The following is a 25,570-nucleotide window of genomic DNA, read 5'->3' as shown; positions in this document are numbered from 1 at the left end:
CCGGCGCCGTTCATGAACATTAGCGGGGGCACGGCTTCTGCCGCTACGCCATCTCGCCACCATTGCCGTCACGCACGTCCTGGGCTTCCAGCCATTCCGCCAAGGCTTGCTTGCGATGATCGGCCGCGCGGGCGCGCTTCGCCAAATGCTGGGTCGAGCGGCACCTTCAGCAACCCAAAGGGGGTAGGTGAGGGTCACCCATGCGAGGCATAGCATCCGCTAGCGGGGTCGCCTAGTATGCCGCATCACGATGGGCGGTATCACCATGCGACAGGTGATAATGGACGCGCCGAGGCATGAAAGCATCGTCACTCGCAACGACGACAGCTCTCGTGGGGTAGCCTACTCGCGCCTTCGCTCGGATCGAGTGTCATTTCCTCACCGGATGACGAGACATCTGGTGGCTCCGTTGCGGTTTGCGACTGCTCTCGTAGCGATTTCTCCTTCCGATGCGCCGGTCTCTCGTGACGAAGCGCACAGGCAGCCAATAATACTGCGAATAATTCCCTCCATACGGGCGAAGCGCGATTCGAAGCGCTAGCGTCGCTAGAGCGGTCTCCGTGACACGAACGAAATCGCTAGGAGGGTCGTATTGTACAAGGGAGTTGGTTGATGAATAGGTCTATCAAATTGCGCGCGCGTTTCTTGCTTGTTGCACTCGTGCCGGTGCTCCTGGCCCTCGGGCCCTCTCCGTCGGATGCGCGCCAGCAGCGTGCACGGTCTCACAGCGCGAGCCCGGCCCGGACAGCAGCATCTCCGCTCAAGCCAGAAGTTCTGGCAATGAACGCCTGGACGGTCGGCCTCGCCGGTGGACTTCTCGAGGGGGCGCCGATCCGCTTGGCCGCCGAGATGGCCCGTGTTGTCGATGATGGCGACAATCTGCACGTTCTGCCTGTGGTGACACGTGGCGCCACGGAAAACCTTAATTCGCTGCTGTACCTACGGGGGATTGACGCAGCGATCATCAATTCCGACGCGCTTGAGGAATACAAGAGCCAGGTGCCGGACATCCAGCGACGAATTGCCTACGTCTTGCGCCTGTTCCCGTCCGAACTGCAGATATTCGTTCGACCGGAGATTCAAAATCTGAGCGACCTCGCTGGCAAGAAGGTGAATTTCAACAGCCAGGGGACCGCTGCGGCCTATTCCGGACCGCTGATCTTCAGTCGCCTCGGCATCGAGGTAGAGAAGACCTTCATTCCGCATCAAATCGCCCTTGAGCAGATGCGCAAAGGCGAGTTCGCCGCCGTAGTTTTCATTACATCGAAGCCGGTCGACGCATTTGTGAAAGGCCGATTTGAGCCGGGCTTCAAGTTTCTCTCCGTCCCGTATGAGAGCAAGTTCGAGGATTATTATCTTCCCGCGACCCTCGACGCCGCCGATTACCCAAATCTGATCAAGCAGGGTGAACGCGTGGCCACGATCGCTGTACCCACCGCGCTCGTTGCATTCAATTGGCCGGCAACTCCAACCGGTTCCAGCGCGTTGAACGTTTCGTCGATTATCTGTTCTCGCGGATCGACAAGTTGCAGGGACCGGGCTTTGACGCGAAGTGGAGATCAATCAACCTCGGAGCGACAGTGCCGGGTCTCACGCGCTTTCCTTCCGCCCAGGCGTGGATCGATCGTCAGCCACGCACGACACAGGCATCGCAATGACCAGGATCGCCGCTCCATTCCTTATTGCAACTGCCGTCATCAACGGGGTTGCCCTGGCACAAGGAATGGAGGATCCCATGGCGCAGCTTCGTGCGTGTTCTCAGATGGGACGTGAGGCGCGTCTGGAGTGCTTCGACAAACTATCGCAGACGCCCGCGCCGTCCCGTTCCGAGGCCTCGAGAGCCGATAACTGGATGATCAGTGAGACGACCTCGCCCGTCGATTATTCCCCAATCGTTACGGCGACGGCATCACCGCGCGCCGGTTCAGCCGAGCCGTCGATGAAGCTATCGATTCGGTGCCGCGCCGGACGAACAGAAATGTCCTTTGCGGGAAACGGCATTTCCGGCGCGGGCGACCACTACTTGATCTCCTATCGTATCAATGGCGGCCAGCCAGTGCAGGTCGCGGCCATCGTGCCGACCTTTGGTTCTGGTGTCGCCATTGCGGGCGATATTGTTGGCTTGCTGCACTCGCTCCCGAATAATGCGGACCTCATGGTCCGCCTTTCATCCCCTGCCGGAGTTGCTCACGAGGCAACATTCTCGCTCTCAGGATTGGACACGATGCGCGCGAGGATGGCCGCGATTTGTAAATGGCCGCGCTCAGTCGCAAGGCCGGCAGTTGAGAATGGCGCTCGTTGATTAGATGGAGAGTACAGTGCGTAATCTTGAATATGTGACAAAATTGATCGTGGTGGGTACCATCGCGGGGTTGGCCTTTACATCATTCGCGGCGGCCCAGCATAACTATTGGACAATGAATACGCAGCCTGCGACTGAGCGGGCGCCGGAAGCCCAGAAGTTTCGGAAGTCGCGGGCTGCGGCCGAAACAAGCAGGCGATCTGCGTTTGCGCGCATGCACAATCCGGTCGCCCCGAAAAAGGAGCATCATCTGGTCCTGCAGGTAAATACCAATGATCCCGCTGCCATGAACCTCACCCTCAACAACGCAGCGAACGTGACCGAATACTACAGGGGTATTGGGGAAAAGGTGAAAATCGAGGTGGTTACGTTCGGCCCTGGCCTGCACATGCTGCGCGACGATACCTCGCCGGTGAAAGCTCGAATCGAGGAGATGGCCCTCAGCTCGCCTGAAGTGTCGTTCAAGGCATGCGCTAACACCCAGGAGAGGATGCAAAAGGCGGAGAACAAGTCCATACCGATCATCAAGGGGGCGGACGTCGTGAAATCGGGCGTTGTGCGCGTGATGGAGTTGCAGGAAAAGGGATGGGCCTACGTGAAGCCGTGAGAGCTGGAGGGGACGGGACCTCTTCAGGGCGGGCAGGGGCAACAAGCCCCTCCCAGGGGACTGGGTCGGGTGAGATCCCGAGTGTCCGCCCCTCGATGTGTCCCAAATCCGAACTTTTGCTCGAGACCTACGGCTACCAACCATCGGATCGGGAATAACAGCGGCCCCTGAAGCTCATTTGCAGGACGGTGCCACTGCACTCGGTAAGTTCAAATCGCGGCTCGTGGCGATGGTGCTCGCGATCTGCGCTGACGCAAAACAAGGGCCGACTACCAAAGCCGACCGTCTCGCTTGGGAAATTGAAATGACCAAGACGCACTAGACGGTCGTCCTTTCTGGCTCGCGGCCCGAATAGTGCCGTTAGAAGACCCGCCGATTTCAGCTCGGCGGGCCGTTTTCTTTCGTTTTGGCTCAGTCGCTAGACTTGTCGCTTACCAAAAGCGAACTCGTGGGAGGCATGTCGGACCAGATCTCGCGGCCCGAATCGCGCAACGGTGATATCGTCCGGCGGCTGAAGCCGCTCCGTTCTTTGTTGGGCTTTTGAAGTGGCGCACAATCCAAAGCAAAAGCTGGATCGACGTTCGCGCATACCGACGAAATCTAAAGGGACGCTTGCGCCTGTAGCGTCCCATTCGTTGCTGCCGGAGTGGCGGCATTGGAACCGGGAGCAAGCCTTCTCTTCCGGGCCGTCGTGACGTGCGTGGGCCGATGAAGGTTTGCTGCTCCGTCGCGGTCGGGCAACATTGGAATCCTCAGCACGGCGGAAACAGTACTCAGGAAGTTAGCCGAGGGCGAAGCGCGCCTGCTTGAGCTTGTTGACGGTGCGTTCGGCCCAACCAAGCAACGACGGATTGGTCACGCAGAGGGCAGCCTCTTTCATGTACATCTCGAGTCGTCTAGCGGCAGGCCGTCCGCCGTTAGGCTCTGCATCGCCAACTGTTCATCCCTTAGACGTCTTTCCACGAATTGCCGCTCTTGCTCCGTCAGCGTGCCTCTGAGCAATCGGCGATAGCGATGGATGTTGTTACTGTATACCTTCAGGCGCACCAACCGCTCGTCGATCATCTTTATCCACCATGCAGGACTGGGACTAAGCGAACCTGGCTCAGCCGCCGATCATTTTTAGCAAATGGTGCAGAGAGGCGGGAACAGTCAGCCCTCCATCCTGCGCCACTTAACAGTAACCCTCCTCTGCAGAAGGTTGACCTGGAAATTTGGGGGTATTTCGGCCAAACGATAGTTACCATGCGGGGCCCATGTCCTGCGTCGCCGAAGGCTAGCTGGAGTCCGGCCGTGCCGTCAGACCTTCAAACGACCTGAGGCTTTCACCATGAAGATAACGAGACGGCACCGGGAGCGTCTCCTGCGCGTTGCCTCTCTGGGGTCAAAAGATGGGGGGTGAAAACACGGGCTCGAACTTGTTCATGGCGCGAACAGATGTGGCCACCACGCATGAATGGCCCGTATGGAGGACGGCCAGGAAAGGATCCGCAAGGCCGAAAAAGAGGGCATCCCGATTGTTCGCCAGGCGGAGGCGGTGGAGTGAGGGGACGTGCGCGTGTTGGAACTGCAGGAGAAGAGCAGGTCCCATAAAGCCGCGATCCACAACCTAACCCGAAAGGGGCGGGTGGGTCCTCCATGCGGATTATAGGCTCCGCGCCGAGGCGGGGCGCATAATGCCGCACCTCAACAGATCGTATCGCCATGCGATGGGTAATTGCAGTGGATCGCACGGTTCTCCTCGAGAATGTAGGTGTAGGCTCGTCGCCTAGCCACCTGCTCAAGATGGGACGACCCGCGCTCTTGTGGACGAGCGTCGCCATGTTCGCAATGGCGTGCGCGCCGGAAACACGAGCGTCGCCCGATGCGGCGCGCCCCTCTGCAGATGCGCAACACGTGACGGCTGCTCGCAATCTCGATTCTCCGAGAGCGACACAGGACAGCAATCCCGAAGCCGTGCCACCGGGCCGAGGCGGCAAAGACAAATCGGCGCCGGTTGTGCAGGAAACGTCCACCGAGATTGGAAAGTCTCCGGAACAGGATTCCCATTGGGGAGAGAGACTGTCCTGTGAACTCTCCAGTGCAAGGCTTGATATTGGCCTGCTGCAGCGTATCGAGCAGGAGCGCGGGCGGGCGGAGTGGTTGGAGCAGGATCTTGCGGCAGCAAGACGCGACGTCGAAGTTCAAGCGGCACTGGCGACGAAAGCGCTCGAAGACGCTGCCAGGGTGAAGCAGACCGCGCAGGGCGGTGCGGAGCTGCAGAACGCCCTGCAACAGGCGCGTGAGCAGGCAGGAAGGCTGGAACAGGATCTCGCGGCAGCGCGCCGTGACGTCGAGGCCCAGACTGCACTCGCAAAACAGGCTGACGCGGAGGTGTCCCGGCTGAAGCGAGCGGGGGAGAGCGGCGCAGCCGGGCCAAGGCAATCGTGCGCAAGGGCCGATGCGCCGGCAGACGACCTTTCTTTGGCGCGGAGCGCAATTGACGCCTATGAGGCTCAAGCCCGCAAGGCTGGAGGAAAATTGGCCGAACTCAAGCAGGCAGCTGCGGGCGGCGCGATGTGGCTTCGCGGCCCAGACGAGCGCGACAGGTTCGCACGTCTGGAGCAAGACCTTGCGGCCGCGCGACGAGAGATCAAGACACAGGTCGCAGTCGCGGCGAAAGCGGACGAGGAAGCGTCCCGCCTGAGGGAGTCGGGGGACAGGGGCGAGGCCGAGCTGCAACAGGAGCGCGAGAAGTCCGCGCGGTTGGAGGCGGATCTTGCGACGACGCGGCGCGGTCTCGAGGCCCAGATCGCCCTCGCAACGAAAGCGGGTGAGGAAACCTCCCGACTGAAGGCGGCAAGCGAAAGCGACGCGGCGAAGCTGCAGGCATCCCTGCGACAGGAACGCGAGCGGTCCGCGCGGCTTGATCAGGATCTAGCGGCTGCGAGGCGTGATTTGGAGTCCGCGGCCGCGCTCGCGACGAAAGGAGACGAGGAGTCCTCTCGGCTGAAAACAGCAGGGGAGAGCGGCACGCTGGACCTGCAAAAGGAGCGTGAGCGGTCCGCGCGGCTCGAGCAGGATCTCGCGGCAGCGCATCGGGATAGCGAGACCCAGACGGCGCGGGCGGCAAAGGCGAACGAGGAAGTCTTGCTGCAGAAGCAAGCAGCGGAAGCCGGTGCTGCCGAGTTGAGGCAATTGCGCGCAAGGGCAGACGCGCAGGCTCGGAATCTCCTGCTGTCGCAAAGCGCAATCGGCGCGTATGAGATCCAGGCCCGCAAAGCGCATGGCGCTACGTTAGGCGTCGTGACGACCGGTTCGATCGCTCCGGACAAATCCATCGAAGTGGCCGCTCCAATCGTCGAGCAGACACTCGCGGCGCCTGCCAGCGCTGTCGCTCAACCTGCTTCCGAGCGGGCTGCGGCGGCCGCAGGGTTGGTTGCGCGGGCGAGCGCGCTGCTCCGGCAGGGCGATATAGGCGCGGCACGGCTTGTACTCGAGCGCGCCGTCGAGATGGGCAGCGCGCAGGCGAGCTTCGCGCTGGCAGAAACCTACGATCCATTAGTTCTTGCGAAATGGGGAACTTACGGCACGCTCGGCAATGCGAGCAAAGCGAAAGCCCTTTATGCCGCGGCCGGCTCTGCAGGAGTCGAGGCGGCGAAAGCGCGGCTGGAGGCGCTGCGCCGCTAGTTTTGCCTGCACGTGTCAATCCACCATCGATATCAGCGCAATGGCTCGATCGCGAGGCGTCGCTGTCCCAAGGCCGTTTTGCGGATCTCAGCTGGCGCTCGATCGGGAGGTATTATCGTAGTAGGCCCCGAACGAGAAATGAACTCGCCGCGGCTAGCTTCGCAAGACCCGCGATGGTCTCATGATAACGGCCGCAGACGGCGGCTTGGCAGCGCGTCGATCAATCGTGCAGTTTGGATGCCTGACGCGGGACAGCCTCGTTGCGGATTTCAGTACATGGATCAGGTGTCGAGTCGCGCGATAGCCAGAGACGTGCTCGTTCGAAACGTAGGACAGCGCTGCCGGCAAAAACGCCTGCGGCGCCTCCAGCAACTTTTTGGAGTGCATCTAAGATTCGCGCGTGTCGATCCGGAGTAAGCAATTGCAGAAGCTCAAGCAACGCGGCGCTGCCCAATACGATGGTTAAGACCGAAAGAGTGCGTCCGGGATATGCTAAGCAGAAGCCCATGCCGAGAAGGGCAAATGCTACAAGATGCTCCAGACTCGACGACGTCAAAATTGGTCTGTCCCTTAGCGGCGACAGGGTCGAATAAGCAATGACACACAGACAGGCCCAAGCAGCGAACTTAAGCAGTTTCTGAGGCATGAGTTGTTCCTGTCGGCTTTGCCCTATTGCCTGCGCGCATCCGCGCGGGCCGAGCCGTTGACGTGCTTGATCGGAGGCCGCGCGGCGCCATGCTCAAGACGAACGTCGGCGGTCATGATCATGCAGGGAAGTTCGAGGCCCATCGGTTCAGTGAGAACCTTGTCGATTTCGGCTTGCCGGTGCTCAGGGCCGAGGAAGGGAATCGGCATCCCGGCGTCTTTTACCCCGCCGCTGCGCGACGCCAACCGGAGGGCGGCGTCAAGGGCGGAGCCGTCGTCGCCCATGGCCGGCTTAACGTAGATCTCGTCGAATAGACCAGGCTGAGGCCGGATCTGCTGGTGCCCACGATCCCCCCCGGTCCTCATCACCTAGCGCCGACCCGCGGCGAATCAGCGGCGGTCACGTCAGTCCGGCCCGTCGCCGACGGCGCGCCTAAACTGCCCACTTTTCGGAAAGGCAGGTCAGGAAGATCCTGGTATCGCAGCGTGACCTCCACCGCGTCACCCGGCTGCAACTCGGTGTCTTCGCTCGCGACGATTCGATCCGGCCCCTTTTCGCCCTTCCTAATGATGGCAATGTCCGGCTTGCTGCCGGCTCCTTGTAGAAGTTGCGAGCGAACCATCGCGGTGTATTGAAGCTTCTCGCCGACGCTCTGCAGCTTCTCGCGAATCTCATTGAGCTTGACGCTGGAGTCTTGCAGCTCTCGGAGCAGGTCGAGCCTACGCTGGTCGTCGAGCTTTGCCAGCCTTCTGACAAACTCGTCCTGCAGCTTCTTGACCTGTAGTAGTTGCGCTGAAGTCTGCAGCTTTCGGGTTGACGACACCAGAACCGCGCGGCGCGCATCCGTCACTCTAGGGCTAATCAACGCCCCCTTGCCGTACAGATCGGTCGATTTTTGCAGATCGTCGAGATCCGTCTGGAGTGCCTCGTCATCCTTCTTCTGTTGCTCCGACAGCACGCGAACCTCGTCATCTCCCTGTCGAACGCCGCGTTGAAGGTACGCCTTCTCCTGCTGATAATCGCTCTGCTTCGTCTTCAAATATTCCTGTTCCGCATTGAGAATCTCGGAAATCGCCGATCGGCTTGCGGGCCCGTCCGTCAGAATGCCCGGGTTGAGCTGCGTTGCCTCTCCGAGCTCACTCTTGACGCGCCACATGCGCGCCTGTTCTTTGGCGAGTTCTGTCCAAAGCGACCCATACTGGCTTCTCAAGTCCGCTGACTCGAGAGACGGGTTATTCATTCTGATCCGAAGGACGTCGTAGCCACCTGCTACGGCCACGAGCTGGCGTGCAGTGATAGACGGACGATAAGGATATTCACCCGGCCTCGACACGTCTCCATTTATGTATATCGGCCTGTACTCCGCCACGGTCGCCGTGATCTCATCTGCTTCTATTACGATCGCGACCTCGCGACCATCCGAGCTCCTCTGGCGAAACACCTTGCTGGCGAGCGCAGCTCCGATTTTGGCCCGGATCTGCGGTAAGGGCAGGCCGGCCACGGGAAGCGTTCCTACTAGCGCCAATGAAATGTTCCCATCCATTTGAACGGGAGCACGTTGCCGCAGGTCGGGCACACCGGCGACTGAGACCTCTAGTACATCTCCGACGTTCACGCGATATTCCGCCTTTGCGAGAGTGATCGAAAATGTCAGGCCAACAGCCACCAAGGCCCATTTGATGCAACAACCGAGGTTGCTGCCAAAGGCATTAACCTTGAGAAAACTGCGCGGTGTGGAGATCGCCATGGAAGCAACTTTCAGTACAGACGTGGTCACCACGATAAAATCCTTCAAATTTGATGGCGGGTGCCAATGCGTCAAACGTTGCTGATGCTGGGGTAAGAGCGATCGGGAAAAACCCACGTTCCGTTCCCTCATCGACGCTAGGGGGCAGGCCTTCGTACCCATGTTTCGATTGATCGGAGCCCTGTTGGATCATCCACGTCCCATCGGCCCCATTGAATTCGGGATGAGCGCAACGGACGGCTGCCGCGACTCTAATCCGGTAGTGCCGCGGCTCAACGGACCATTGTAATTACCCATTTATTGCCTTTCCCAACCAGTGACCCGGAATGTACTGATTCAACCGGAGACGTGCGATTGGGCCGTAGAGTAGAGTGCAATGATTGGAATGAGTTATGCGTCCCTCCTCAATTTGCTGGCTCCCACCAGGTTTCCGGCACACTCGGCCGACGACAGCGGGGCCAACTCAGCAAGCGTCGGTATAGGCCGGTCGTTTGCCTCTTCAGTCTGGCGGCTATCAAATTCGTTGCCCATCGTGCCTTCGGCCTCTTCTCGCAGCGGTCGTCTATCACCGGTTGATGCATTGTGTTGCGCGTTGATGAGACGCGTTCTGCTGCATCTTCCACTACGGACCCTTTTGTTAAGTCGCCTGTGGACTTGATCTAGCTGTCGTCGCGGAGCCTCAACTATCAGCGTTGGTACGGAAATGCTGCAGCAAACAACGGAAAACTGGGTTAATCGAGACAATACGCCGCCGCCCGAATTTCGTCCGGCACCGATCGTGTCCTTGCCGGAAGTGATAGCCTTCATACGACGACGCCTTTTGATGATATCGCTGACATGTTTGGCAACGATGGGCATCGCCATACTTTACCTCATCATCACGGTGCCCACGTTTACTGCCAGGGCGCAGCTCATCGTGGACTCGAAGGTGCCCACTGCGGACGCTGCCGCGGTGGCAACGATCGTGCAAAGTCAGATCGAAATCATGAAGTCTGACAGCATTGCTATTGCCGTGATCGAGAAGCTCAGCCTTGCTGAAGACCCTGAATTCGCGACCGGCCATGGTAGCGGCGTGATATCCCGGATGCTTGGCTGGAGCAGGCCGGAAACGAAAGCGAGCGCCGTGCGCCGTACCGTGGAGTTGTTTGAACGCAGGCTTTCGGCCAAGCGCGTCGGGCCCACGTATCTTGTGGAGCTTACCTTCGAATCCAGAGATCCGGATCGAGCGGCACAGATCCTAAACGCCGTTGCAGAGAAATATATCACCCATCAATTGGATAGGACCGACCTGCAAGATGAGACATGGGTCAAGGATCGATTGAGCGAACTGAGCGCTCAAGCATCAGCGGCGAGAAAGGCATTTGAGGATTACAGCAGAAACAAGAAAGATGCAGGGGAGTCGGCCGCTACCATCGATGAACTAGCCGCGGCTGCTGAATCATCCAAGAGCGCCTATGACAATTTTCGCCTCGTGCTGCGCAAGATGGAGGCCACGCGACAACTGTCCTCGCCGGTGCTTGTGGCCAGTCTCGTTAGCGGAGCGTCGCCTCCCTTGAGGGCCACTTGGCCAAAACCCAGGATTGTGCTTGGAACATCAATCGTTGTGGGGACGCTTCTTGGCATCGCTGTCGGACTGCTGCGCGATCTGATGGAACGAGGCACGCGTGCCAGCTGGGAGGCCTGGAAGGGACTTCAACTTGCATGCATCGTAGCCGTCCCAACGGTCACGTCGGGGGACGTTTGGACGAAGTTGACCGCAGTGTTCTCTGGCCGAGCTCAAAAGAAGCCGACGAAGTCGGCGAGCCTCAGCGGCCCGGTCACGTCGATGCGAAAAGACCCAATGCCTAGCGCCATGCGTGCTCCAACCAGTCCTTCCTTGGCGGACCGTCCACGATCGCGAAACATCGTGCGCACGGCGAGTCCAATCTGGACCGTTACGGATGCACCACAGTCCCGATTTGCCGAGTCGTTACTCGAGATCAAGCTAGCCATCGATGCGATGAACCGTGGCGGCGAGCGAAATCAGGTTATTGGAATTACTTCCATGCAACCGAGCGAAGGAAAGTCCACCGTTGCAGCGGCATTGGCGTTGCTTATGGCCCAGGCTGGAGCTCGAGTAATTCTGCTAGACTGCAATCTGCGAAATCGATCACTCTCGGCCGAATTAGCTCCGACCGCTTCGTCTGGCATTCTTGATGTTATGACAGGAGCGGCTTCGGTATCTGAAGCGACGTGGACTGATTCAAAATCACAGCTGGCCTTTCTTCCAGTCGGCAATAGCTCTCGACCGATCTACGCAAGCGATGTTCTGGCTTCTGAGAAGCTCAGCAGGCTTTGTCAGATCCTTCGTGACGCTTATGAATACGTCATTGTCGATCTGCCGGCCGAAACGAGTTCCATGGATGTTCGTGCCGCGGCACATTTGTTGGATTCCTTGGTCCTTGTTGTAGACGCTGGGCGTATGAATGTCGGCGTCGTCGAGCGTGCGCGAAAGATCTGTAGCGATATGGATGAAATCATGCTCGGGGTCGTGCTGAACAAGGCAGATGTGGAATTGGTGAAACGGTACGGACTACGATCTTGATGGACGCCACGCAGGCTATGATGCGTGACAAAGGGGACTGAGGGTCAACGCCTACCACTCAGGGGCGCATGCGAGGAGCGCGAAGCTGCCGTTTCGCGTTCTGACTAACTCGAGAGGACCGGAAGTCACGCTCCCCTGGTTTTAGTGTTTTCTGGACTTGAGGTTCGCGGAGGACCGCAACGATATAATCGATATCAAACGCTGAAAGTCGGCAACATGTCCGTAGAATTTGCTCCGAATCTTGCGGTGGGACGAACTGGAAGTGGTTACTTTGATCGCGACCGGATTGTCAGCTTTTTGAAGTATCGCCACCTAAGCCGACGCTTGAGAGTGCGCCAGCGTCCTCTTTCACCTTCTGGCCAGGAGCGTCTCGTAGCCGCTCTAGCAACGCACTACTTTCGTGATCCACCAGGTTATCGGGACACACCGGCGGGTAGGAAGGATCTGCACGACCATGTTATTGCTCGCACGCATGAAGATCGCAGAACCGTAGTTCCCTGGCTCGATACGCTGTTTCGTCTGGATGGCGCCAAGATTATCGAGATTGGGTGCGGGACTTGTTGCTCAACTATCGCCCTCGCCGAACAAGGCGCCGAAGTTATTGGGTATGACATTGACAAGGGAAGTCTAGCGGTTGGCGACGAGCGCCTTTCCATTTACGGACTTAAAGCTGAGCTGATAAACGGGAACGCTACCGAGATTCCGGCAGAACGAATAGCGGAAGTCGACGCTGTTATATTTTTCGCAGCGGTGGAACATATGACCCTCGACGAAAAACTGCATTCGTTCTCGTCAGTCTGGCGTTCCTTGCGCAGCGGTGCCTATTTGATCGTGATGGATACTCCCAACCGCCTTTGGTGGTTTGATTCACATACCTCGTTGCTGCCCTTCTATATGTGGCTGCCCGATGACTTGGCCGTGCACTATTCACGGCTCAGTCCACGCGTCCCTTTCAATGAGAGAGTGAGGCCACCGATAACAGCGGAAACGCTCCTGCGTTTGACCAGAACAGGCCGAGCCGCCAGTTACCATGAATTTGAGCTGGCGTTGGGATCTCTTTCGGCGCTTCAGGTCAGTAGCTTGAATCGCTGGAAGCGTGGCAATCTACTCCAATTTGCAAAGTGGTTCGCTTTTGATCGCTCATTCGAAAGATGGCTGCGACGCCATGGCCCGCGGATAGATAGCGCCTTTTATGAGCCCTACCTCCATCTTGCGATCCGAAAGCCGTAGGTCGAGCAGATCCAGCTCAAAGTTGCGACCGCTCGTACTCGATCCTACGCGCTTGCGCGTATGTCGATGACAGTCAGCGTGTCGATGGCTTGGGAGGCCGATGAAGGCCTGGTTGGCGCGTCCCAGACGTCTCGCGTTGAGACCGCTTGTGACAGAGAAACCTCGTATCACCCGGCATGCGCCAGCGAACCGGCCGAGGCCTCGCGCCGTTTCTCCATGGTGAGGCAGAACGAGCTGGTAAGGCAGTAGGCGGCAACGCTGTTACCAAGAAGCAGCCGTCCGGCGGATCTCAAGGTGTTGAATGAATGCCATCGAATGATCGGATTGTTGAAGCCGGCCTGAGCAAGATGCCGCGCCCACAACTGTGGCGACTGGTGCTTGTGCCACTCTATCGTAGGCAGGAACGGATTGTTTAGGCGCAGGTCGCCAAACAGGTTCCGCCGAGCGCAGTCGACAATGATGAGTTTTGCGCCGGGACGGGCCAGCGAGGAAAGCTTGCCAAACAATTGGTCATACGAGCGCTGCGCTTCGCGATCGCGAGCCAATCCGATGCACGCGTCTTCGTCCAGGTGATTGATCGATGCGTGCAGGAGCAAAATGTCGAACGTGCCATCGCCGGGGTCATATTCCTGCAAGCGGCGAGGGAGCAGTTGCACGTTTTTTTCGCCAAGGAGGGAGATTGTGCGCTGGAATGCCGCGTTCACGCCAGTGGTCGAACCCGCGACCTCCGGTTCAAGGCAGATGACCTTTTCTGCTCCTGAACATGCGGCGTAAAACGATAGCATCCCATCGCCTCCGCCGATATCGAGCATCGTCTTGCCTTTGAAATCGATCCCGTCAAATAGATAGTTCACATAGAAACGGTGATTCCCGCGGGCCATCCCTTTCTCTGCGATGTTGAAGTAGCGGTCGAATGAATTAGGATCGGGTCGTTGCATCGGTCCCCCGCATCATATGTCGCGGCCAACACTGTTAGCCGCGACGGCGATGGCCCATTCTAGCGCTCGAAAGACAAAACCGAATGAAAATTCCATCGGCTCGCCAAATCATTGGAGGTAGCCCTGTCGGCGCCAGGTTCGGAGTCCGGCGGAGAACTGGCCCGTCCGGACGCCCAATTCGCAGTCAACGTGCAGGAGTGAGGGACGTCTTCGAGTGTCTCGCGAGCTTCACGGGCACGCGAGGTCGCAACCTGCTATGGAACCGGCATGCCGGCGCGAGGGCTTTTTCCTATCGTTCTCGCAAAACGTCATGCTGGTACCTGGCGAGCGGCGAGAGCAGATAGCCGATGATACGGCGGGACCCGGTCTTCATCTCCACGGTAACCGCCATACCTGGGCCGAGATCCACGACCCGATCGTCGGCCTTTAGCTGCCGCTGGTCCAGCGATATCCGGGCGGCATAGACGAGATCGTCCTGCCGCTGCTGCCCGCCATCCGACGTGTTCTGGGCACGAGACCTGGACTCGGCGGCGTCGCGGCCGTCGCGTGAGATGGTATCGGGCGAGATGCTCAACACCTTGCCGTGGAGCACCCCATACCGCGTGAAATTGAAGGTATGCACCTTGATCTCGGCGTCCTGGCCCGGATGGACGAAACCGACGTCGTCGTTCGCCAGCGTGGCTTCGATCTCGAGGTGGCTATCCTGCGGGACAACTACGGCGAGGACCTGAGCCGGCGTGACGACGCCGCCCACCGTGTGCACGGCTAGCTGCTGGACGACACCGTCGACGGGGGCGACGAGATCCTGGAGTTTCGTCCGCCGATCGGCCTTGATCGCGTCTTGGGCGACGCCGGCGGCCTTCTGCTCGGCTTTTGCCAGCTCGTCGTAAAGCGCGCGCCGGAACTCGGCTGCGGTCCTGTCGCGGGTCTCCCTGAGCGTGGCAAGCCCGGCCTCGGCTTCCCTCAACTTGCTTCGTTGAATAAGGAGGTCCTGCTGCTGGCCTACCAGGTCCTGATACTCGCTCAAATAATTTAACTTTGATCCAAGCTGCTTGTCGAACAGGTATTTGCGGGTTTCGACCCGCTCCTGGAGCGGCGGGATGGTGGCCTCGAGCTTGGCGACACTCGCCTCGACAGTCGAACGCTCGGCATTCTTCTGCGACGCTTGGCGGTCGAGTTCGGCGAGCTTGGCGCGCTGTTCGGATGTCTGGCTAACCAGGAATTGCCGGTGCATCTCGATCTGGGCGGCCGTCGCGTCTGCCGGCGGATGGAAGTTCGCGAGCGGGTCGTCGCTATCCGCGAGCGCTGCCCGCAACCTCGTAACGTCGAGCTGGGCGGCGACGAGGTCCGCCTTGACGTGGCCGTGCTCGGCCGCCGTCATGGTCGGATCGAGTTCAATCAAGCTTTCTCCGGCGTGGACCTGTTGGCCCTCGCGGACATTGATTGCCCGTACGATACCACTTTCCAGCGGCTGGATCAGCTTCGTCCTGCCGCTGGGGATGATCTTGCCGCTGGCCGAGGCGACGATATCGACCTTGCCAAGCGTAGCCCATGCGAGTGCGACGCAGAAGATGGCTATGACGGTCGCGCCGACGGCGCGGCCGACGGGCGAGGCCGGCGTCTCGGCGATCTCGAGCGCAGCCGGCAGAAAGGCGAGCTCGTAGTTGTTACGGCGGATCGGGCGCTTGGGAAAGGGAACGATGGAGTTGTTAGCGGACGCCATGGAGACCTGCCTGCAGGAGGTGGAGTTTCGCGTAACGGCCGTTCGAGTGGAGCAGATCGTTATGGTTGCCGTCCTCGACGACGCGGCCGGCCTCCAGGGTGATGATGCGGTCGGCGGTCCGCACCGTCGACAAGCGGTGGGCGATGATGAAGACAGTCCGGCCCGCTGCGATCTGCTTCATGTTCTGTTGAATGGCTCGCTCGCTCTCATAGTCGAGCGCGCTCGTAGCCTCGTCGAAGATGAGGATCCGCGGATCGGCGACGAGGGCGCGGGCCACCGCGATGCGCTGCCGCTGGCCACCGGAGAGGCTTGATCCGCGCTCCCCGACAACGGTGTCGTAGCCTTCGGGCAGAGCGAGGATGAAGTCGTGCGCGCCGGCTAGGATGGCCGCATTGAACACGCGCTCCATCGGCATCATCGGATCGGCGAGCGCGATGTTCTCGCGGATCGTCGTGTTGAACAGCACGTTCTCCTGCAGCACAACACCGATCTGTCGCCGCAACCAGGCAGGATCGACCATCGTCAGGTCGATCCCGTCGATGAGGACGCGTCCGCGCTCTGGCACATACAGCCGCTGGACCAGCTTGGTGAGCGTGCTCTTGCCCGATCCTGACGAGCCGACGATGCCGATCACCTGACCGGGTTCGACGTCAAAGGTGAGGTCCTGCAGGGTCTCGGGTCCGTCGGCGCGATAGCGGAACGTGACGTGGTCGAACGTGACCCGGCCGCGGATAGGCGGGAGCGCCGCGCGGCCCGGGCTCTGGGCCGGCTCGGGCATGGTGTTGAGGATATCGCCCAGTCGTTCCACCGAAAGTCGGGCCTGATGGAAGTCCTGCCAGATCTGCGCCAGCCGCAGCACCGGCGTGCTCACGCGTGCGGATAGCATGTTGAACGCCACGAGTTCGCCGACACTCATGCTACCGCCGATGACGAGCTTCGCGCCGAGATAGAGCGTCGCCGCGGCGACAAGCTTGTTGATGAACTGCACAGCCTCGCTTGCCACGTTGTTGAGGCTCACGACGCGGAAGCTCGAGGCGACGTAGCCGGCGAGCTGCTCCTCCCATCGCCGCTGCATCTGAGGCTCGACCGCCATTGCCTTTAGCGTCTCGATTCCGGTGACGCTCTCGACCAGGAACGCCTGGTTCTCCGCGCCGCGTCGGAATTTCTCGTCGAGGCGGCGGCGGAACAGCGGAGTCAACCCGGCTGAGATGCCGATGTAGAGCGGGAATGCTGCAACGGCGACAAGCGTCAGCAGAGGCGAATAGTACATCATCACTGCGAGGAACACGAAGGTGAACAGCAGGTCGAGGACGAGCGTGAGCGCAGAGCCGGTGATGAACTGGCGGATGTTTTCGAGCTCGCGCACACGGGCGACCGAATCGCCGACCCGCCGCGCCTGGAAATAAGCGATTGGCAGCGAGATCAGGTGACTGAACAGGCGCGCGCCGAGTTCGACATCGATGCGGTTGGTGGTGTGCGCGAAGAGGTAGGTGCGCAGGGCTCCGAGGATAGCCTCGAAGATACCAATGGCCACGATGCCGAAGATCAGGACGTCGAGCGTCGTCAGGCTGCGATGCACCAGCACCTTGTCGATGATCACCTGGAAGAACAACGGCGAAATCAACGCGAAGAGCTGGAGGAAAAGGGATCCGGTCAACACTTCGGCGAGCATCCGCCGGTACTTGCCGATAGCACCCATAAACCAGGTGATGTCGAAACGGCGTGCAAGGTCCGTCAGGCCCGCGCGGCGCGCCATCAGTATCAGGCCACCGCTCCAGATGGCCTCGAACTCCTCACGCGTCATCGTTTCCGGCCGCTGCTCCATCGGACGCTGCACCAGCACCTTGTCGGGAGCGGCTCTGCCGAGGATGAGGAAGCTGCCGTCGCGCAGCACGGCGATGCCGGGCAGTGGCGTGGTCGCGAGCCGATCCCAGCGCGTCGAGAGCGCGCGCGCCTTCAGGTCCATCGCCTTGGCGCAGCGGAGCATCTCCGCGACACCGATCCGCGGCGAGCCGATGCGATGGCGGATCTGTTCGGGTTCGGCACCTATTCCATGACAGCGCAGCAGGATCACCAGCGACAGTAGCGCCGCTTCGGTTTGGGCGGGGTCTTGAGCCGCGGCCTCGTCGTTCGGCGCGAACACGTCAAGCGCGGCGTCCTTTGAGGTGGAGCGCGACCATTGCTGCAGCCCCTCGGCGAAAGTTCTGATGCGTCCGAGGGCGGCGGTCGTCAAGCTGGCGCCCTTTGAGGCGGACCGCGACCATTGCCGCAGCCGCTCGGTAAAAGCTCTGATGGGTCCGACGGCGGCGGCCGTCAAGCCGAGCGCGAAGGTCTTCAAGCTGCGCGGCGCGGCCAGCACGACGACGCGGCCGTCCCAAACGCGCTCCAATTCTGTCTGCGACATGTATGTCGGCCGTCGCGACGTCAGATCGGCCACTACTACGCGGTCTTCGACGATCTGGCCTAGAAGCATGAACCCACCGGTCCGGAGCGCGACGATGGCCGGCAGGGACAGGAGCGGCAAGCCGGTCCAGTCGCTGTTGAATGTCCGCAACGTCAGCCCCAGCGCGCGGCCGCAATTCAGCATCTCGGTGACGTCGAATACGTCTCCCTTACAATGCTGGCGGACTTCCTCCGGCGCAACGCCGCGCCCGTGGAGCCGCGACAGAATTGTCAGTGCCGTAACGCCCTGCTCGAATGCTTGATTCTGGTGCGCGGCCTCAGGCCGCTTTGTCCTTGTGGTCATGTCCTGAAGCTCCGGCGGTGCGGTACCGTGACCGCCCCCGAAGGGGCGGCCCGGTCCCGGTCAGCCTTGGTTGCTGGTTAGTGCAGAGGTCTGGTCAGGAAGTTGGCGTGTTGTTGAGACGACGCGGATGATTGCGTCGCGGCTTGCGCGAAATGCGAGTCGCGACCGCAATCGCCCGCCATCATCTGATTGAGGAGGGCGTACGCCTTCGCGCCAGCGCCTGCAGCGGGATCGGTCGTCGTCGTGGCGGGAGCGGACGCGCCGCCCCCCCTCGACGCTCCGGCCTCGCTGAGCGTCGTTGCTGCACGTGCGAAGTCGGGATGATGGTTGAGCCACTGCGCAACGTCGGTGTTGTTGGTAGGCGATTTGCCCGACGACGTGCTGCTGTCGGACGTCGTCGTTGACGTTCCGGTGCTGGCTGCGGCCGGCGTCGTCGTCGACGTCTCAGAGCTCGTTGCGGCAACTGTGTGATGGTGATGGGACGAGTGGTGCCAATGGTGGCCTGAAGACGTGCCATGCCCTGACGCCGTCGTCGAAGTGCCCGAGCTCGTGGTCGCCGGAGGATCCTTCACCGTGATGGTCTGGGCCGCGCTCGTGATCGGGGTGTGGCCCACGCCCACCGCCGCCCGGTCCACGTTCGTGACGATCGCGATACGCCCTCTTCCTCGGGCCGGAGTACGCAATATCTAACAAAAATCCGAATTCTAATAAAGAGAATTATATTGTCGCCGTGCCGTTGACCCGGATATCGGTGTTTCGTCCCGGCGCAGTGCAAGCAATTGTGGTCAGGACGGTCAATCCGGCGCGCTCGGTACCCGCGTCGCCTGCGCGACCGCCTGCGCCGGCGTCGTCGTCGTTGCATAATCGCCGCCACTGACCAGATCGCGGCGCAGCGATGGCGGCGCCGTATGCAGGGCAAAAATCATTGCGACCTGGGTCCGGTTCTGGAGGCGGTATTTTCGCATGATGTTGCCGATATGCGCCCGCACAGTGTTTTCGGAGATCTTGAGCTCGTAGGCGATATTCTTGTTCTGCAGTCCCCGCGCAATCAGCATCATCAGCTCGCGTTCGCGCGGTGTCGGCGCAATCAAATCCTTCGGATCCCGGCTCATGGCTTCCTCCTCCCTTGGCCTACAAATTGATTTTGGCCCCCCAGCATCTTCTCACTCCGTCTTGAGCGCCTCGATTGGGCTGAGCTTGGATGCCTTGTGGGCGGGGTAAAAACCGAAGACGAGACCGGTGGCGATCGAGAAGACGAGGGAAAGGCCGATCGCCTGGCCGTCGATCGAGGTGATCCACCCGGCCATGCGGGCGACCGTCATCGAGAGCGTGACCCCGCCGCCGACGCCGATGGCGCCGCCGAGCAGGCAGAGGACGAGCGCCTCGCAGAGGAACTGGAGACGGATGTCCCGCATCCGTCCGCCAAGCGCGCGGCGGATGCCGATCTCCCGGGTGCGCTCGGTGACCGACACGATCATGACGTTCATGATGCTGATGCCGCCGACGAGCAGCGAGACCGAGGCGATGGCGACGAGCAGGAGCGCGACGGTGCGGATCGCTCCCTGCTGCGCTTCCATCGCGGCGGCCGGATCCTGGACCTTGAAATCGTCCTCCTGGCCGGCGGGGATGCGATGGCGCTGCCGCAGCAGGCCTTCGATCTCCGATCGCGCCCTGCCATCTGTCCGTCAGCGGCGACCTTGGCGATGATGTAGGCCACCGAATCCCGGTTGATGTTGCTCGCGCTGCCGAGGAAGCGCAGCTTGGCCGTGGTGAGCGGCACGAAAGCGACATCGTCCTGCGCTGGTCCTTTGCGATCGAGCACGCCGATCACTTCGAGCGGAACCTTCATGATCCTGACCTGCGCGCCGATGGGATCGTCGCCCGGCGCGAACAGCTCGCGCGCGACCGTGCTGCCGAGGATCACGACCTTGCCGGCGCCGGCCTCTTCAGCGCCGGAAAAATAGCGCCCGGTCGCGAGCTGCCAGTCGCGCACCATGAAGTGGCCGGTCGTCGTGCCGTTGATCGTCGTATTCCAGTTCTTGCCCTCGTGGATCACTTGCGCGGTTCCGGCAATCGAGCCAGCCGCGGCCTGGACTTCCGGAATCTGCTCGAGGATGGCCTGCACGTCGCTCTCGGTCATCGTCAGCTTGCTGCCGTCCTTGAGGCGCACGCCGCCCTGGTAGACCGCGCCGGGGGTGATCATCAGCACGTTGGCGCCGATCGACCGGATCTGCTCCTGGAGGCGAAGCTGCGCGCCGGATCCGATCGCAAACACGGTCACGATGGAGGCGACACCGATTACGATGCCGAGCATGGTGAGGAAGCTGCGCAGCGGATTGAGGCGCAAGGCGTGAAGAGCGATCTGAAAGCCCTGAAGCATCGTCATGATACGGCGCTCCGTTTCGGCAGGACCGGAGCCAGGGTTTCATCGGCGATCACCTCGCCGTCATGCAGGCGGATCGTTCGCCGGCACTGCGTCGCGATGCCGGGATCATGCGTGATCATCACGATGGTCTGGCCCGTCCGGTTGAGCGCGGCGAACAGCGCCAGGATCTCGGCGCCGGTGCGGCTGTCGAGCGCGCCGGTCGGCTCGTCGGCGAGCACGATCAATGGAGAGGCGATCAGGGCGCGCGCGATCGCCACGCGCTGCTGCTCGCCGCCCGAGAGCTGCCGGGGGAAATGATGGGCCCGGTGCAGCATGCCGACGGCCTCCAGGCTTTGCTCGGCACGCGCCAGGCGCTCCTTCCGGCCGACGCCGCAATAGACCAGCGGCAGCGCGACATTCTCGATCGCATTGTGGCGGGCGAGGAGGTTGTAAGACTGGAACACGAAGCCGATGCTGCGGGCGCGCAGCGACGACCGGCGGTCTTCCGAGAGATCGGCGACGTTGGCGCCTTCGAGCAAGACCGCGCCTGCGCTCGGCAGATCGAGCAGCCCGATCATGTTCATCAGCGTCGACTTGCCGGAACCGGATGGTCCCATCACGGCGACGATCTCGCCTTGCTCGATGTCGAAGCTGACATTGCGTACCGCAGCCACCGCTATGCCGTCGGTGCGATAGGTTCTGGAGACCGACTGGAGGCTGATGAGGGGCGGAGAGGCGGTCATGATCCGAACCTGATGCCGAAAAATTCCATGCCTGTCGGACGGATCGCCTGGCCGACGGCAACCTGGCTGCCCTCGACCAGGTCTCCGCTCTTGAGCGCGACCTGTTCGGTGCCGGCCGCGCCGACCGTCACGGCAACGCGCTGGAGCGAGCCGCTCGCGGTACGAACCCACACCCCGCTGTTTGCGGCGTCCGGCCGGGTGCCGGAGGGCTGGAATCGCAGCGCGGCGAGCGGGACCTTCAGGACGTCGTCATGCCGCTCGATCACGATCTTCACCAGGGCGGTCATTCCGGGCAGCAGCGCGCCGTCCAGGTTGGAGGTCGCCAGGACGACGGTGTAGGTGACGACGTGCTGCTGGTTCTGCGGCGCCTTGCGCACCTGCCGCACCACCGCCTCGAAGCGGCGGTCCGGGTAGGCATCCACCGTGAAATAGGCGTGCTGTCCGGAGGCGATGCGCCCGATATCGGCTTCGTCGACCTGGGCGTGAATTTCCATGTCCTCGAGGCGGTGCGCGACCACGAAGGTGGTGCGCGATTCCAGCCCGACCGCGAGCGTCTGACCCTCGTTGACGAACCTGCCGACGACGACGCCGTCGATCGGCGAACGGATCACGGTGCGGTCGAGATCGGCCTGCGCCGCGGCGAGAACGGCTGCCTTCTCTGGCACGGCCATGCGCGCCTGCTGCAGTTCCGCCTCGATCCGGCGGACGTCGGCCTGCGCCCCATCCACCGAATAGGAGTTGAGGGACACCATCACCTCCGCCTCGCGCTCCTGCGCGAGGCGGGCGGTGAATTCAGTCTGCGCATCGTCGACCGTCGTCGTCGCCACCACGTTTTGCGACTGGAGCGCCAGCTTCCGCTGGAGTGTCTTCTGCGCGGAGCTCTTGACCGCCTGCGCGCTCTCGAGTTTGGCGGCGAGCACGTCGCGGCTGCCCTTGGCGTTCTGCAGATCGATCCTGGCGCGATCGAGCTTGGCCCGCGCGACCTCGACCAGCGAGCTGGCGACCGCCAGCGAGGCCTTGGCTTCATCCACCTTGGCCGCGAAGCTGCGTGGATCGATCAGGGCAAGCGGCTGATCCTTGATGACACTGTCGTTGAAATCGACGTAGACCCGGGCGAGCTGTCCCGACAGCTGAGATCCCACCTCGATCGTCTTGACCGGCTGCAACGCGCCGGTGACGGTGACGGTCTGCTCGATGCTGCCGCGCTGGATCGAGGCGTAGCGGAACAAAGGCGCATCCACCCCGAAGGTCGGGGCCTCGCGCCCGACGGGCACGAGCAGGCGCTTGGTTGATTCATAGGCCCGGGCGGCTTTCTCGGCGGCGCTGCCGGCTGCGCCGCTGACGGTGGCCGGCCCGGCGGCGTAGAGCGCGGCGACGCCACATGCAGTTCCGAACAAGGCAATGACTGGCACAAATCGCATATCAAAACCCGCCTCTTTGAAATGGTTGCGGGGCATCGCGAGAGATCGCGCTATGGTTGTAAATCTTCCCAAGCGATCCCGATCGTCTCGGCAGTATGTCGCTGGTCCCGGGCTGACGGTCGGGCGCGTTGCATGATCCAGAAGTAAAACCTGCGGGTGCGACGTTTCGTGATTTGCTGGGATCATATACCGGGAGTATTCGATATGACGCGCGCGGTATCGAATTCGATAAGCTGACTGCACGTCGCGTCTGGTCTGCCCAAAAGCAGCTGCCAGCCGGCGTCGACGTCGGCACATGGATGGCGACGCCATGACTCAGTTGGCGATACCGCGCACGCGGCCGGATGGCGGCATCCGCGATACATGCCCCGCCGTGATGCCTGTGGCGCGCTCGATTCCTTGCAATCAGAAAGTTCGAGATGTGAACGCCTTCACTCGTCTTGGGCGAGTATTGGCTCTAAGACGTCGAATCGGCGGATCGACGCGCCTCGCTCGATCCGCTCCAACTCATCCAAGCACCTTGTTTGCGGTCACAAAAAGAATGGATGGCTCGTTGCTTGGTCATCGGGCCCCGAGCTGGGGAGTTTGTTGTCATGAGTTCAGATCAAGCCACAGTTTATGTCGTTGACGACGAGATTCAGATTCGAACCGCGATCGGGAGTCTTTGCGAAGAGACTGGACACAAGGTGAGGTTGTTTGCATCGACAGACGAGTTCCTTGCCGAGCGCATGTCCGGGGGGCCTTCGTGCCTCGTGCTCGATGTCCGCTTCCCGGGCACCGCGCCGACCGGCCTCGAGCTTCAGCGTCGGCTCGCGGAGACGGGGGTGCCCATTCCGATCGTCTTCATCAGCGGTCATTCCGATGTCCGCGTCTCGGTCGAGGCCATGAAGCGCGGCGCGGTCGAGTTTCTGCCAAAACCCTTTCGCGAGCAGGAGATCCTCGATGCCATCCGGCACGGCATCGAGCGTGACCGCAGGCGGCTGGAGCGCGAAGACACCGTGCGTGAGGCTCGTCAGCGCCTCAAGACGCTGACGGCGAGGGAGCGCGACATCATGCTGCTGATGGCCGAAGGGCTCGTCGCCAAGCAGATCGCGGCACGGCTCGGCGTCAGCGAAGTGACGGTGAAGGTCCATCGCGCCAGGATGATGCGAAAGCTGGAGCTGCGATCGCCGATCGAAGTGGTGAGATTGATCGACAGCATCAGCCGCGAAGCGGAGGCAACGTGAGCCGTTGCAATAACCGCATATCCGAGCCTGCGCGAAACGAGATCCTGCGCAACGTCTAGTCCGTACCGACTAGCATGAACTGCAGTCTGTCGCACGGAGCACGATCAGTCCAAAGTCATCCCTGTGATGCCAACCTCCTCCAAGACGGCATCTGAACCCAGTCAGACAACTTGGCTAGAAAGGGATACTCCATGCGCAAATTGTTTTTTGCTTCCGTTGCCGTGCTCGCTCTGTCCTCCGCGGCGCAGGCTGCCAACACCGCAACTACGGTGCAAGTCGGGATCGTAAACGGCTCCAGCGTGAACCAGCAGGGCCACGTGAACGACTCCTCGACCACCACCCAGCTCGGCTTCCTGAATTCCGCGACCACCATGCAGGGCACGACCACTCCGTCGCTCAACAATGCGAGCTCGGTGACTCAGGTTGGCGTCTTTGGCAACTCGGCCACCACTGGGCAGGTTGCCACGGGCAACAACACCAGCTCGATCAGCCAGTCCACGCTCTTCGGCCTCCCGCCGAACAACGCTGCCGCCGTTGGGCAGCTCGGCCTCGGCATCAACTCCAGCACCATTACGCAGCACTAAGCCAGCCCCATATCGGCCCCGGGCGCGTCCACCGAGCGGCGCGTCCGGGTGATACTCGACAGGCCATACTCGAAATCACCGCGATCAGGTTGCCTGAACGGGCGGCGGGTCGGCGGCTGACATTTCGCGGAGGATTATGACATGCGCAGGAAATTTTTCGTCACGACGGTCGTCATGCTGAGCGCGCTGAGTGGTGTCGATGCCCAAGCCGCCAACTCGATTAGCGTGTTGCAGTTCGGCGCGACAAATCTCTCGTCCACAGTGCAGACCGGCCCGGTGAACAACACCGCGACGACGCTGCAATTCGGCGCGACCAACACCGCATCGAGCTTGCAGTTGGGATCGCTGGCTTCGGCCAATTCGGCGACGATAGGACAGGGCGGCACGACCCCCACCGCGACCAATAACGCAGCGGTCGGTCAGGTCGGCGGCGCCAACACGAGCTTGATCGGCCAGATTGGCCTGAACAACGCTGCCGGGGTGTCCCAGCTTGGCATTCTGAACGGCTCCACGATTTTGCAGCAGGCTCCCTAACCTGAGATCGTGTTTTGGCTCGGCACAGATAGCGTGGAGGCATATGATGAATAAGCATCTTCTGGTCGTTGCGACGGCGATCCTCCTCTCCTGTTTTGCCGCGAACGGCCCTGCGCGGGCGCAAAGCGCTGACATCAAGACGATCGTCTCGGTCAACGGGCCGCCGGTCGTCTTGAACCAGAGCAGTTCGACCAACCTGGCCGGCGTGTTCATGGTCGGCGGTAACACCAGCGCGACTGTCACCCAGAACGGCTCGAATAATGCTGTCGGCATCCTGCAATTCGGTGGGGTGACGTCGGCTTCGGTCGGGCAGACCGGCATGACTAATTTCGCCTTCGTCGGCCAGACCGGTCAGTCGGCGACGAGCGTCGTGTCGCAACTCGGCAGCATGAATACGGGAGCGATCGCCCAGTTTGGCATGATCAACTCGTCGACGGTTGGTCAACACAGCCCGTAGCACACGAGCTTGCGGGCATCGACAACGAAGCGGAGAAGCGCGATGCGG

At 61.2% G+C, this 25,570-nt stretch carries 21 protein-coding genes and 2 pseudogenes; 11 read left to right on the top strand and 12 right to left on the bottom strand.

Annotation, left to right across the window (positions count from 1 at the left end):
- Window positions 1-612 precede the first annotated feature (612 nt).
- The 4 genes and pseudogenes from FOM02_RS29010 to FOM02_RS28995 all read left to right on the top strand — a co-directional run bounded on the left by FOM02_RS29010 (window position 613) and on the right by FOM02_RS28995 (window position 6,578).
- Window positions 613-1,658: pseudogene (locus FOM02_RS29010) on the top strand (TAXI family TRAP transporter solute-binding subunit).
- 77 nt (window positions 1,659-1,735) lie between these two features.
- Window positions 1,736-2,302, top strand: coding sequence for a hypothetical protein (locus FOM02_RS29005; protein ID WP_265442212.1), 567 nt, complete (start codon window positions 1,736-1,738; stop codon window positions 2,300-2,302).
- A 16-nt stretch (window positions 2,303-2,318) separates the two neighbouring features.
- Window positions 2,319-2,909, top strand: coding sequence for a DsrE family protein (locus FOM02_RS29000; RefSeq protein WP_027559146.1), 591 nt, complete (start codon window positions 2,319-2,321; stop codon window positions 2,907-2,909).
- A gap of 1,821 nt (window positions 2,910-4,730) precedes the next feature.
- A complete protein-coding gene (locus tag FOM02_RS28995) occupies window positions 4,731-6,578 on the top strand; it encodes a hypothetical protein (protein ID WP_265440329.1) in 1,848 nt (615 codons plus the stop codon).
- 220 nt (window positions 6,579-6,798) lie between these two features.
- On the opposite strand, the gene FOM02_RS28990 is transcribed toward FOM02_RS28995, so the two are convergent.
- The 3 genes from FOM02_RS28990 to FOM02_RS28980 all read right to left on the bottom strand — a co-directional run bounded on the left by FOM02_RS28990 (window position 6,799) and on the right by FOM02_RS28980 (window position 9,088).
- Complete coding sequence (locus tag FOM02_RS28990; protein ID WP_108914365.1) at window positions 6,799-7,224, bottom strand: VanZ family protein; 426 nt, start codon at window positions 7,222-7,224, stop codon at window positions 6,799-6,801.
- Window positions 7,225-7,247: 23 nt separating this feature from the next.
- Window positions 7,248-7,508, bottom strand: a complete 261-nt coding sequence (locus FOM02_RS28985; protein ID WP_199820232.1) for a hypothetical protein — start codon at window positions 7,506-7,508, stop codon at window positions 7,248-7,250.
- Window positions 7,509-7,588: 80 nt separating this feature from the next.
- A complete protein-coding gene (locus FOM02_RS28980) occupies window positions 7,589-9,088 on the bottom strand; it encodes a polysaccharide biosynthesis/export family protein (RefSeq protein WP_265440328.1) in 1,500 nt (499 codons plus the stop codon).
- 586 nt (window positions 9,089-9,674) lie between these two features.
- Here FOM02_RS28980 and FOM02_RS28975 point away from each other — a divergent pair.
- The gene (locus FOM02_RS28975; protein WP_084334280.1) at window positions 9,675-11,555 is read left to right on the top strand and encodes a Wzz/FepE/Etk N-terminal domain-containing protein; all 1,881 of its coding nucleotides are present in this window, start codon (window positions 9,675-9,677) and stop codon (window positions 11,553-11,555) included.
- Between the two features lie 216 nt (window positions 11,556-11,771).
- Window positions 11,772-12,785 carry a class I SAM-dependent methyltransferase gene (locus tag FOM02_RS28970; RefSeq protein ID WP_084334282.1) on the top strand — a complete coding sequence of 338 codons (1,014 nt, stop codon included), beginning with the start codon at window positions 11,772-11,774 and terminating at the stop codon, window positions 12,783-12,785.
- Window positions 12,786-12,952: 167 nt separating this feature from the next.
- Here FOM02_RS28970 and FOM02_RS28965 read toward each other — a convergent pair whose 3' ends face one another.
- From FOM02_RS28965 to FOM02_RS47225, 4 genes and pseudogenes are all read right to left on the bottom strand, one after another.
- Complete coding sequence (locus tag FOM02_RS28965; RefSeq protein ID WP_028146331.1) at window positions 12,953-13,723, bottom strand: class I SAM-dependent methyltransferase; 771 nt, start codon at window positions 13,721-13,723, stop codon at window positions 12,953-12,955.
- A gap of 289 nt (window positions 13,724-14,012) precedes the next feature.
- A complete protein-coding gene (locus FOM02_RS28960; RefSeq protein WP_027559150.1) occupies window positions 14,013-15,446 on the bottom strand; it encodes an HlyD family type I secretion periplasmic adaptor subunit in 1,434 nt (477 codons plus the stop codon).
- Window positions 15,433-17,589: a type I secretion system permease/ATPase gene (locus FOM02_RS28955; protein ID WP_051378489.1), complete on the bottom strand. Its 2,157-nt coding sequence runs from the start codon at window positions 17,587-17,589 to the stop codon at window positions 15,433-15,435. Before FOM02_RS28955 ends, FOM02_RS28960 begins: the two co-directional genes overlap by 14 nt.
- A 219-nt stretch (window positions 17,590-17,808) precedes the next feature.
- Window positions 17,809-18,192: pseudogene (locus FOM02_RS47225) on the bottom strand (cysteine peptidase family C39 domain-containing protein); the annotation flags it as partial.
- A gap of 327 nt (window positions 18,193-18,519) precedes the next feature.
- On the opposite strand from FOM02_RS47225, the gene FOM02_RS28950 reads away from it, so the two are divergent.
- Entirely contained in the window at window positions 18,520-18,663 is a 144-nt protein-coding gene (locus FOM02_RS28950) for a hypothetical protein (protein WP_167380953.1), read from the top strand.
- A gap of 323 nt (window positions 18,664-18,986) precedes the next feature.
- On the opposite strand, the gene FOM02_RS28945 is transcribed toward FOM02_RS28950, so the two are convergent.
- The 5 genes from FOM02_RS28945 to FOM02_RS28925 are packed head-to-tail and all read right to left on the bottom strand — an operon-like array spanning window position 18,987 to window position 22,721.
- Window positions 18,987-19,304 (bottom strand): response regulator transcription factor, encoded by a 318-nt coding sequence (locus FOM02_RS28945; RefSeq protein ID WP_027559827.1) that lies wholly within the window; start codon window positions 19,302-19,304, stop codon window positions 18,987-18,989.
- Window positions 19,305-19,355: 51 nt separating this feature from the next.
- Window positions 19,356-19,769: an ABC transporter permease gene (locus tag FOM02_RS28940; RefSeq protein WP_265440327.1), complete on the bottom strand. Its 414-nt coding sequence runs from the start codon at window positions 19,767-19,769 to the stop codon at window positions 19,356-19,358.
- Window positions 19,676-20,578: an ABC transporter permease gene (locus FOM02_RS28935; RefSeq protein ID WP_265440326.1), complete on the bottom strand. Its 903-nt coding sequence runs from the start codon at window positions 20,576-20,578 to the stop codon at window positions 19,676-19,678. The genes FOM02_RS28940 and FOM02_RS28935 overlap by 94 nt, the downstream gene beginning before the upstream one ends.
- On the bottom strand, window positions 20,575-21,300 hold the full coding sequence (locus FOM02_RS28930; RefSeq protein ID WP_027559825.1) for an ABC transporter ATP-binding protein: 726 nt from the start codon (window positions 21,298-21,300) through the stop codon (window positions 20,575-20,577). The genes FOM02_RS28935 and FOM02_RS28930 overlap by 4 nt, the downstream gene beginning before the upstream one ends.
- Entirely contained in the window at window positions 21,297-22,721 is a 1,425-nt protein-coding gene (locus FOM02_RS28925; RefSeq protein WP_027559824.1) for an efflux RND transporter periplasmic adaptor subunit, read from the bottom strand. The genes FOM02_RS28930 and FOM02_RS28925 overlap by 4 nt, the downstream gene beginning before the upstream one ends.
- A gap of 593 nt (window positions 22,722-23,314) precedes the next feature.
- Here FOM02_RS28925 and FOM02_RS28920 point away from each other — a divergent pair.
- The 4 genes from FOM02_RS28920 to FOM02_RS28905 all read left to right on the top strand — a co-directional run bounded on the left by FOM02_RS28920 (window position 23,315) and on the right by FOM02_RS28905 (window position 25,522).
- Window positions 23,315-23,947 (top strand): response regulator transcription factor, encoded by a 633-nt coding sequence (locus FOM02_RS28920; RefSeq protein WP_027559823.1) that lies wholly within the window; start codon window positions 23,315-23,317, stop codon window positions 23,945-23,947.
- Between the two features lie 191 nt (window positions 23,948-24,138).
- Window positions 24,139-24,531, top strand: coding sequence for a hypothetical protein (locus FOM02_RS28915; protein WP_027559822.1), 393 nt, complete (start codon window positions 24,139-24,141; stop codon window positions 24,529-24,531).
- Window positions 24,532-24,705: 174 nt separating this feature from the next.
- Entirely contained in the window at window positions 24,706-25,065 is a 360-nt protein-coding gene (locus tag FOM02_RS28910; RefSeq protein WP_245161728.1) for a curlin, read from the top strand.
- Between the two features lie 46 nt (window positions 25,066-25,111).
- Window positions 25,112-25,522, top strand: coding sequence for a curlin (locus tag FOM02_RS28905; protein WP_028146253.1), 411 nt, complete (start codon window positions 25,112-25,114; stop codon window positions 25,520-25,522).
- The last annotated feature ends 48 nt before the right edge of the window (window positions 25,523-25,570 follow it).

The organism is Bradyrhizobium sp. SEMIA (genome assembly GCF_014844175.1).
GTDB classification, from domain to species: Bacteria; Pseudomonadota; Alphaproteobacteria; order Rhizobiales; family Xanthobacteraceae; genus Bradyrhizobium; species Bradyrhizobium arachidis.
Note: the sequence above shows the minus strand (reverse complement) of the source record. Positions and strands in the feature narration are given on the sequence as shown.

What these genes read in the sequence shown, in the direction of transcription:
- FOM02_RS29005 (WP_265442212.1), top strand. Translation starts at nt 1,736, where the DNA reads ATGGCGCAGCTTCGTGCGTGTTCTCAGATGGGACGTGAGGCGCGTCTG.
- FOM02_RS28995 (WP_265440329.1), top strand. Translation starts at nt 4,731, where the DNA reads ATGTTCGCAATGGCGTGCGCGCCGGAAACACGAGCGTCGCCCGATGCG.
- FOM02_RS28990 (WP_108914365.1), bottom strand. Translation starts at nt 7,224, where the DNA reads ATGCCTCAGAAACTGCTTAAGTTCGCTGCTTGGGCCTGTCTGTGTGTC.
- FOM02_RS28985 (WP_199820232.1), bottom strand. Translation starts at nt 7,508, where the DNA reads ATGGGCGACGACGGCTCCGCCCTTGACGCCGCCCTCCGGTTGGCGTCG.
- FOM02_RS28975 (WP_084334280.1), top strand. Translation starts at nt 9,675, where the DNA reads ATGCTGCAGCAAACAACGGAAAACTGGGTTAATCGAGACAATACGCCG.
- FOM02_RS28970 (WP_084334282.1), top strand. Translation starts at nt 11,772, where the DNA reads ATGTCCGTAGAATTTGCTCCGAATCTTGCGGTGGGACGAACTGGAAGT.
- FOM02_RS28965 (WP_028146331.1), bottom strand. Translation starts at nt 13,723, where the DNA reads ATGCAACGACCCGATCCTAATTCATTCGACCGCTACTTCAACATCGCA.
- FOM02_RS28960 (WP_027559150.1), bottom strand. Translation starts at nt 15,446, where the DNA reads ATGGCGTCCGCTAACAACTCCATCGTTCCCTTTCCCAAGCGCCCGATC.
- FOM02_RS28945 (WP_027559827.1), bottom strand. Translation starts at nt 19,304, where the DNA reads ATGAGCCGGGATCCGAAGGATTTGATTGCGCCGACACCGCGCGAACGC.
- FOM02_RS28940 (WP_265440327.1), bottom strand. Translation starts at nt 19,769, where the DNA reads ATGGAAGCGCAGCAGGGAGCGATCCGCACCGTCGCGCTCCTGCTCGTC.
- FOM02_RS28935 (WP_265440326.1), bottom strand. Translation starts at nt 20,578, where the DNA reads ATGACGATGCTTCAGGGCTTTCAGATCGCTCTTCACGCCTTGCGCCTC.
- FOM02_RS28930 (WP_027559825.1), bottom strand. Translation starts at nt 21,300, where the DNA reads ATGACCGCCTCTCCGCCCCTCATCAGCCTCCAGTCGGTCTCCAGAACC.
- FOM02_RS28925 (WP_027559824.1), bottom strand. Translation starts at nt 22,721, where the DNA reads ATGCGATTTGTGCCAGTCATTGCCTTGTTCGGAACTGCATGTGGCGTC.
- FOM02_RS28920 (WP_027559823.1), top strand. Translation starts at nt 23,315, where the DNA reads ATGAGTTCAGATCAAGCCACAGTTTATGTCGTTGACGACGAGATTCAG.
- FOM02_RS28915 (WP_027559822.1), top strand. Translation starts at nt 24,139, where the DNA reads ATGCGCAAATTGTTTTTTGCTTCCGTTGCCGTGCTCGCTCTGTCCTCC.
- FOM02_RS28910 (WP_245161728.1), top strand. Translation starts at nt 24,706, where the DNA reads ATGCTGAGCGCGCTGAGTGGTGTCGATGCCCAAGCCGCCAACTCGATT.
- FOM02_RS28905 (WP_028146253.1), top strand. Translation starts at nt 25,112, where the DNA reads ATGAATAAGCATCTTCTGGTCGTTGCGACGGCGATCCTCCTCTCCTGT.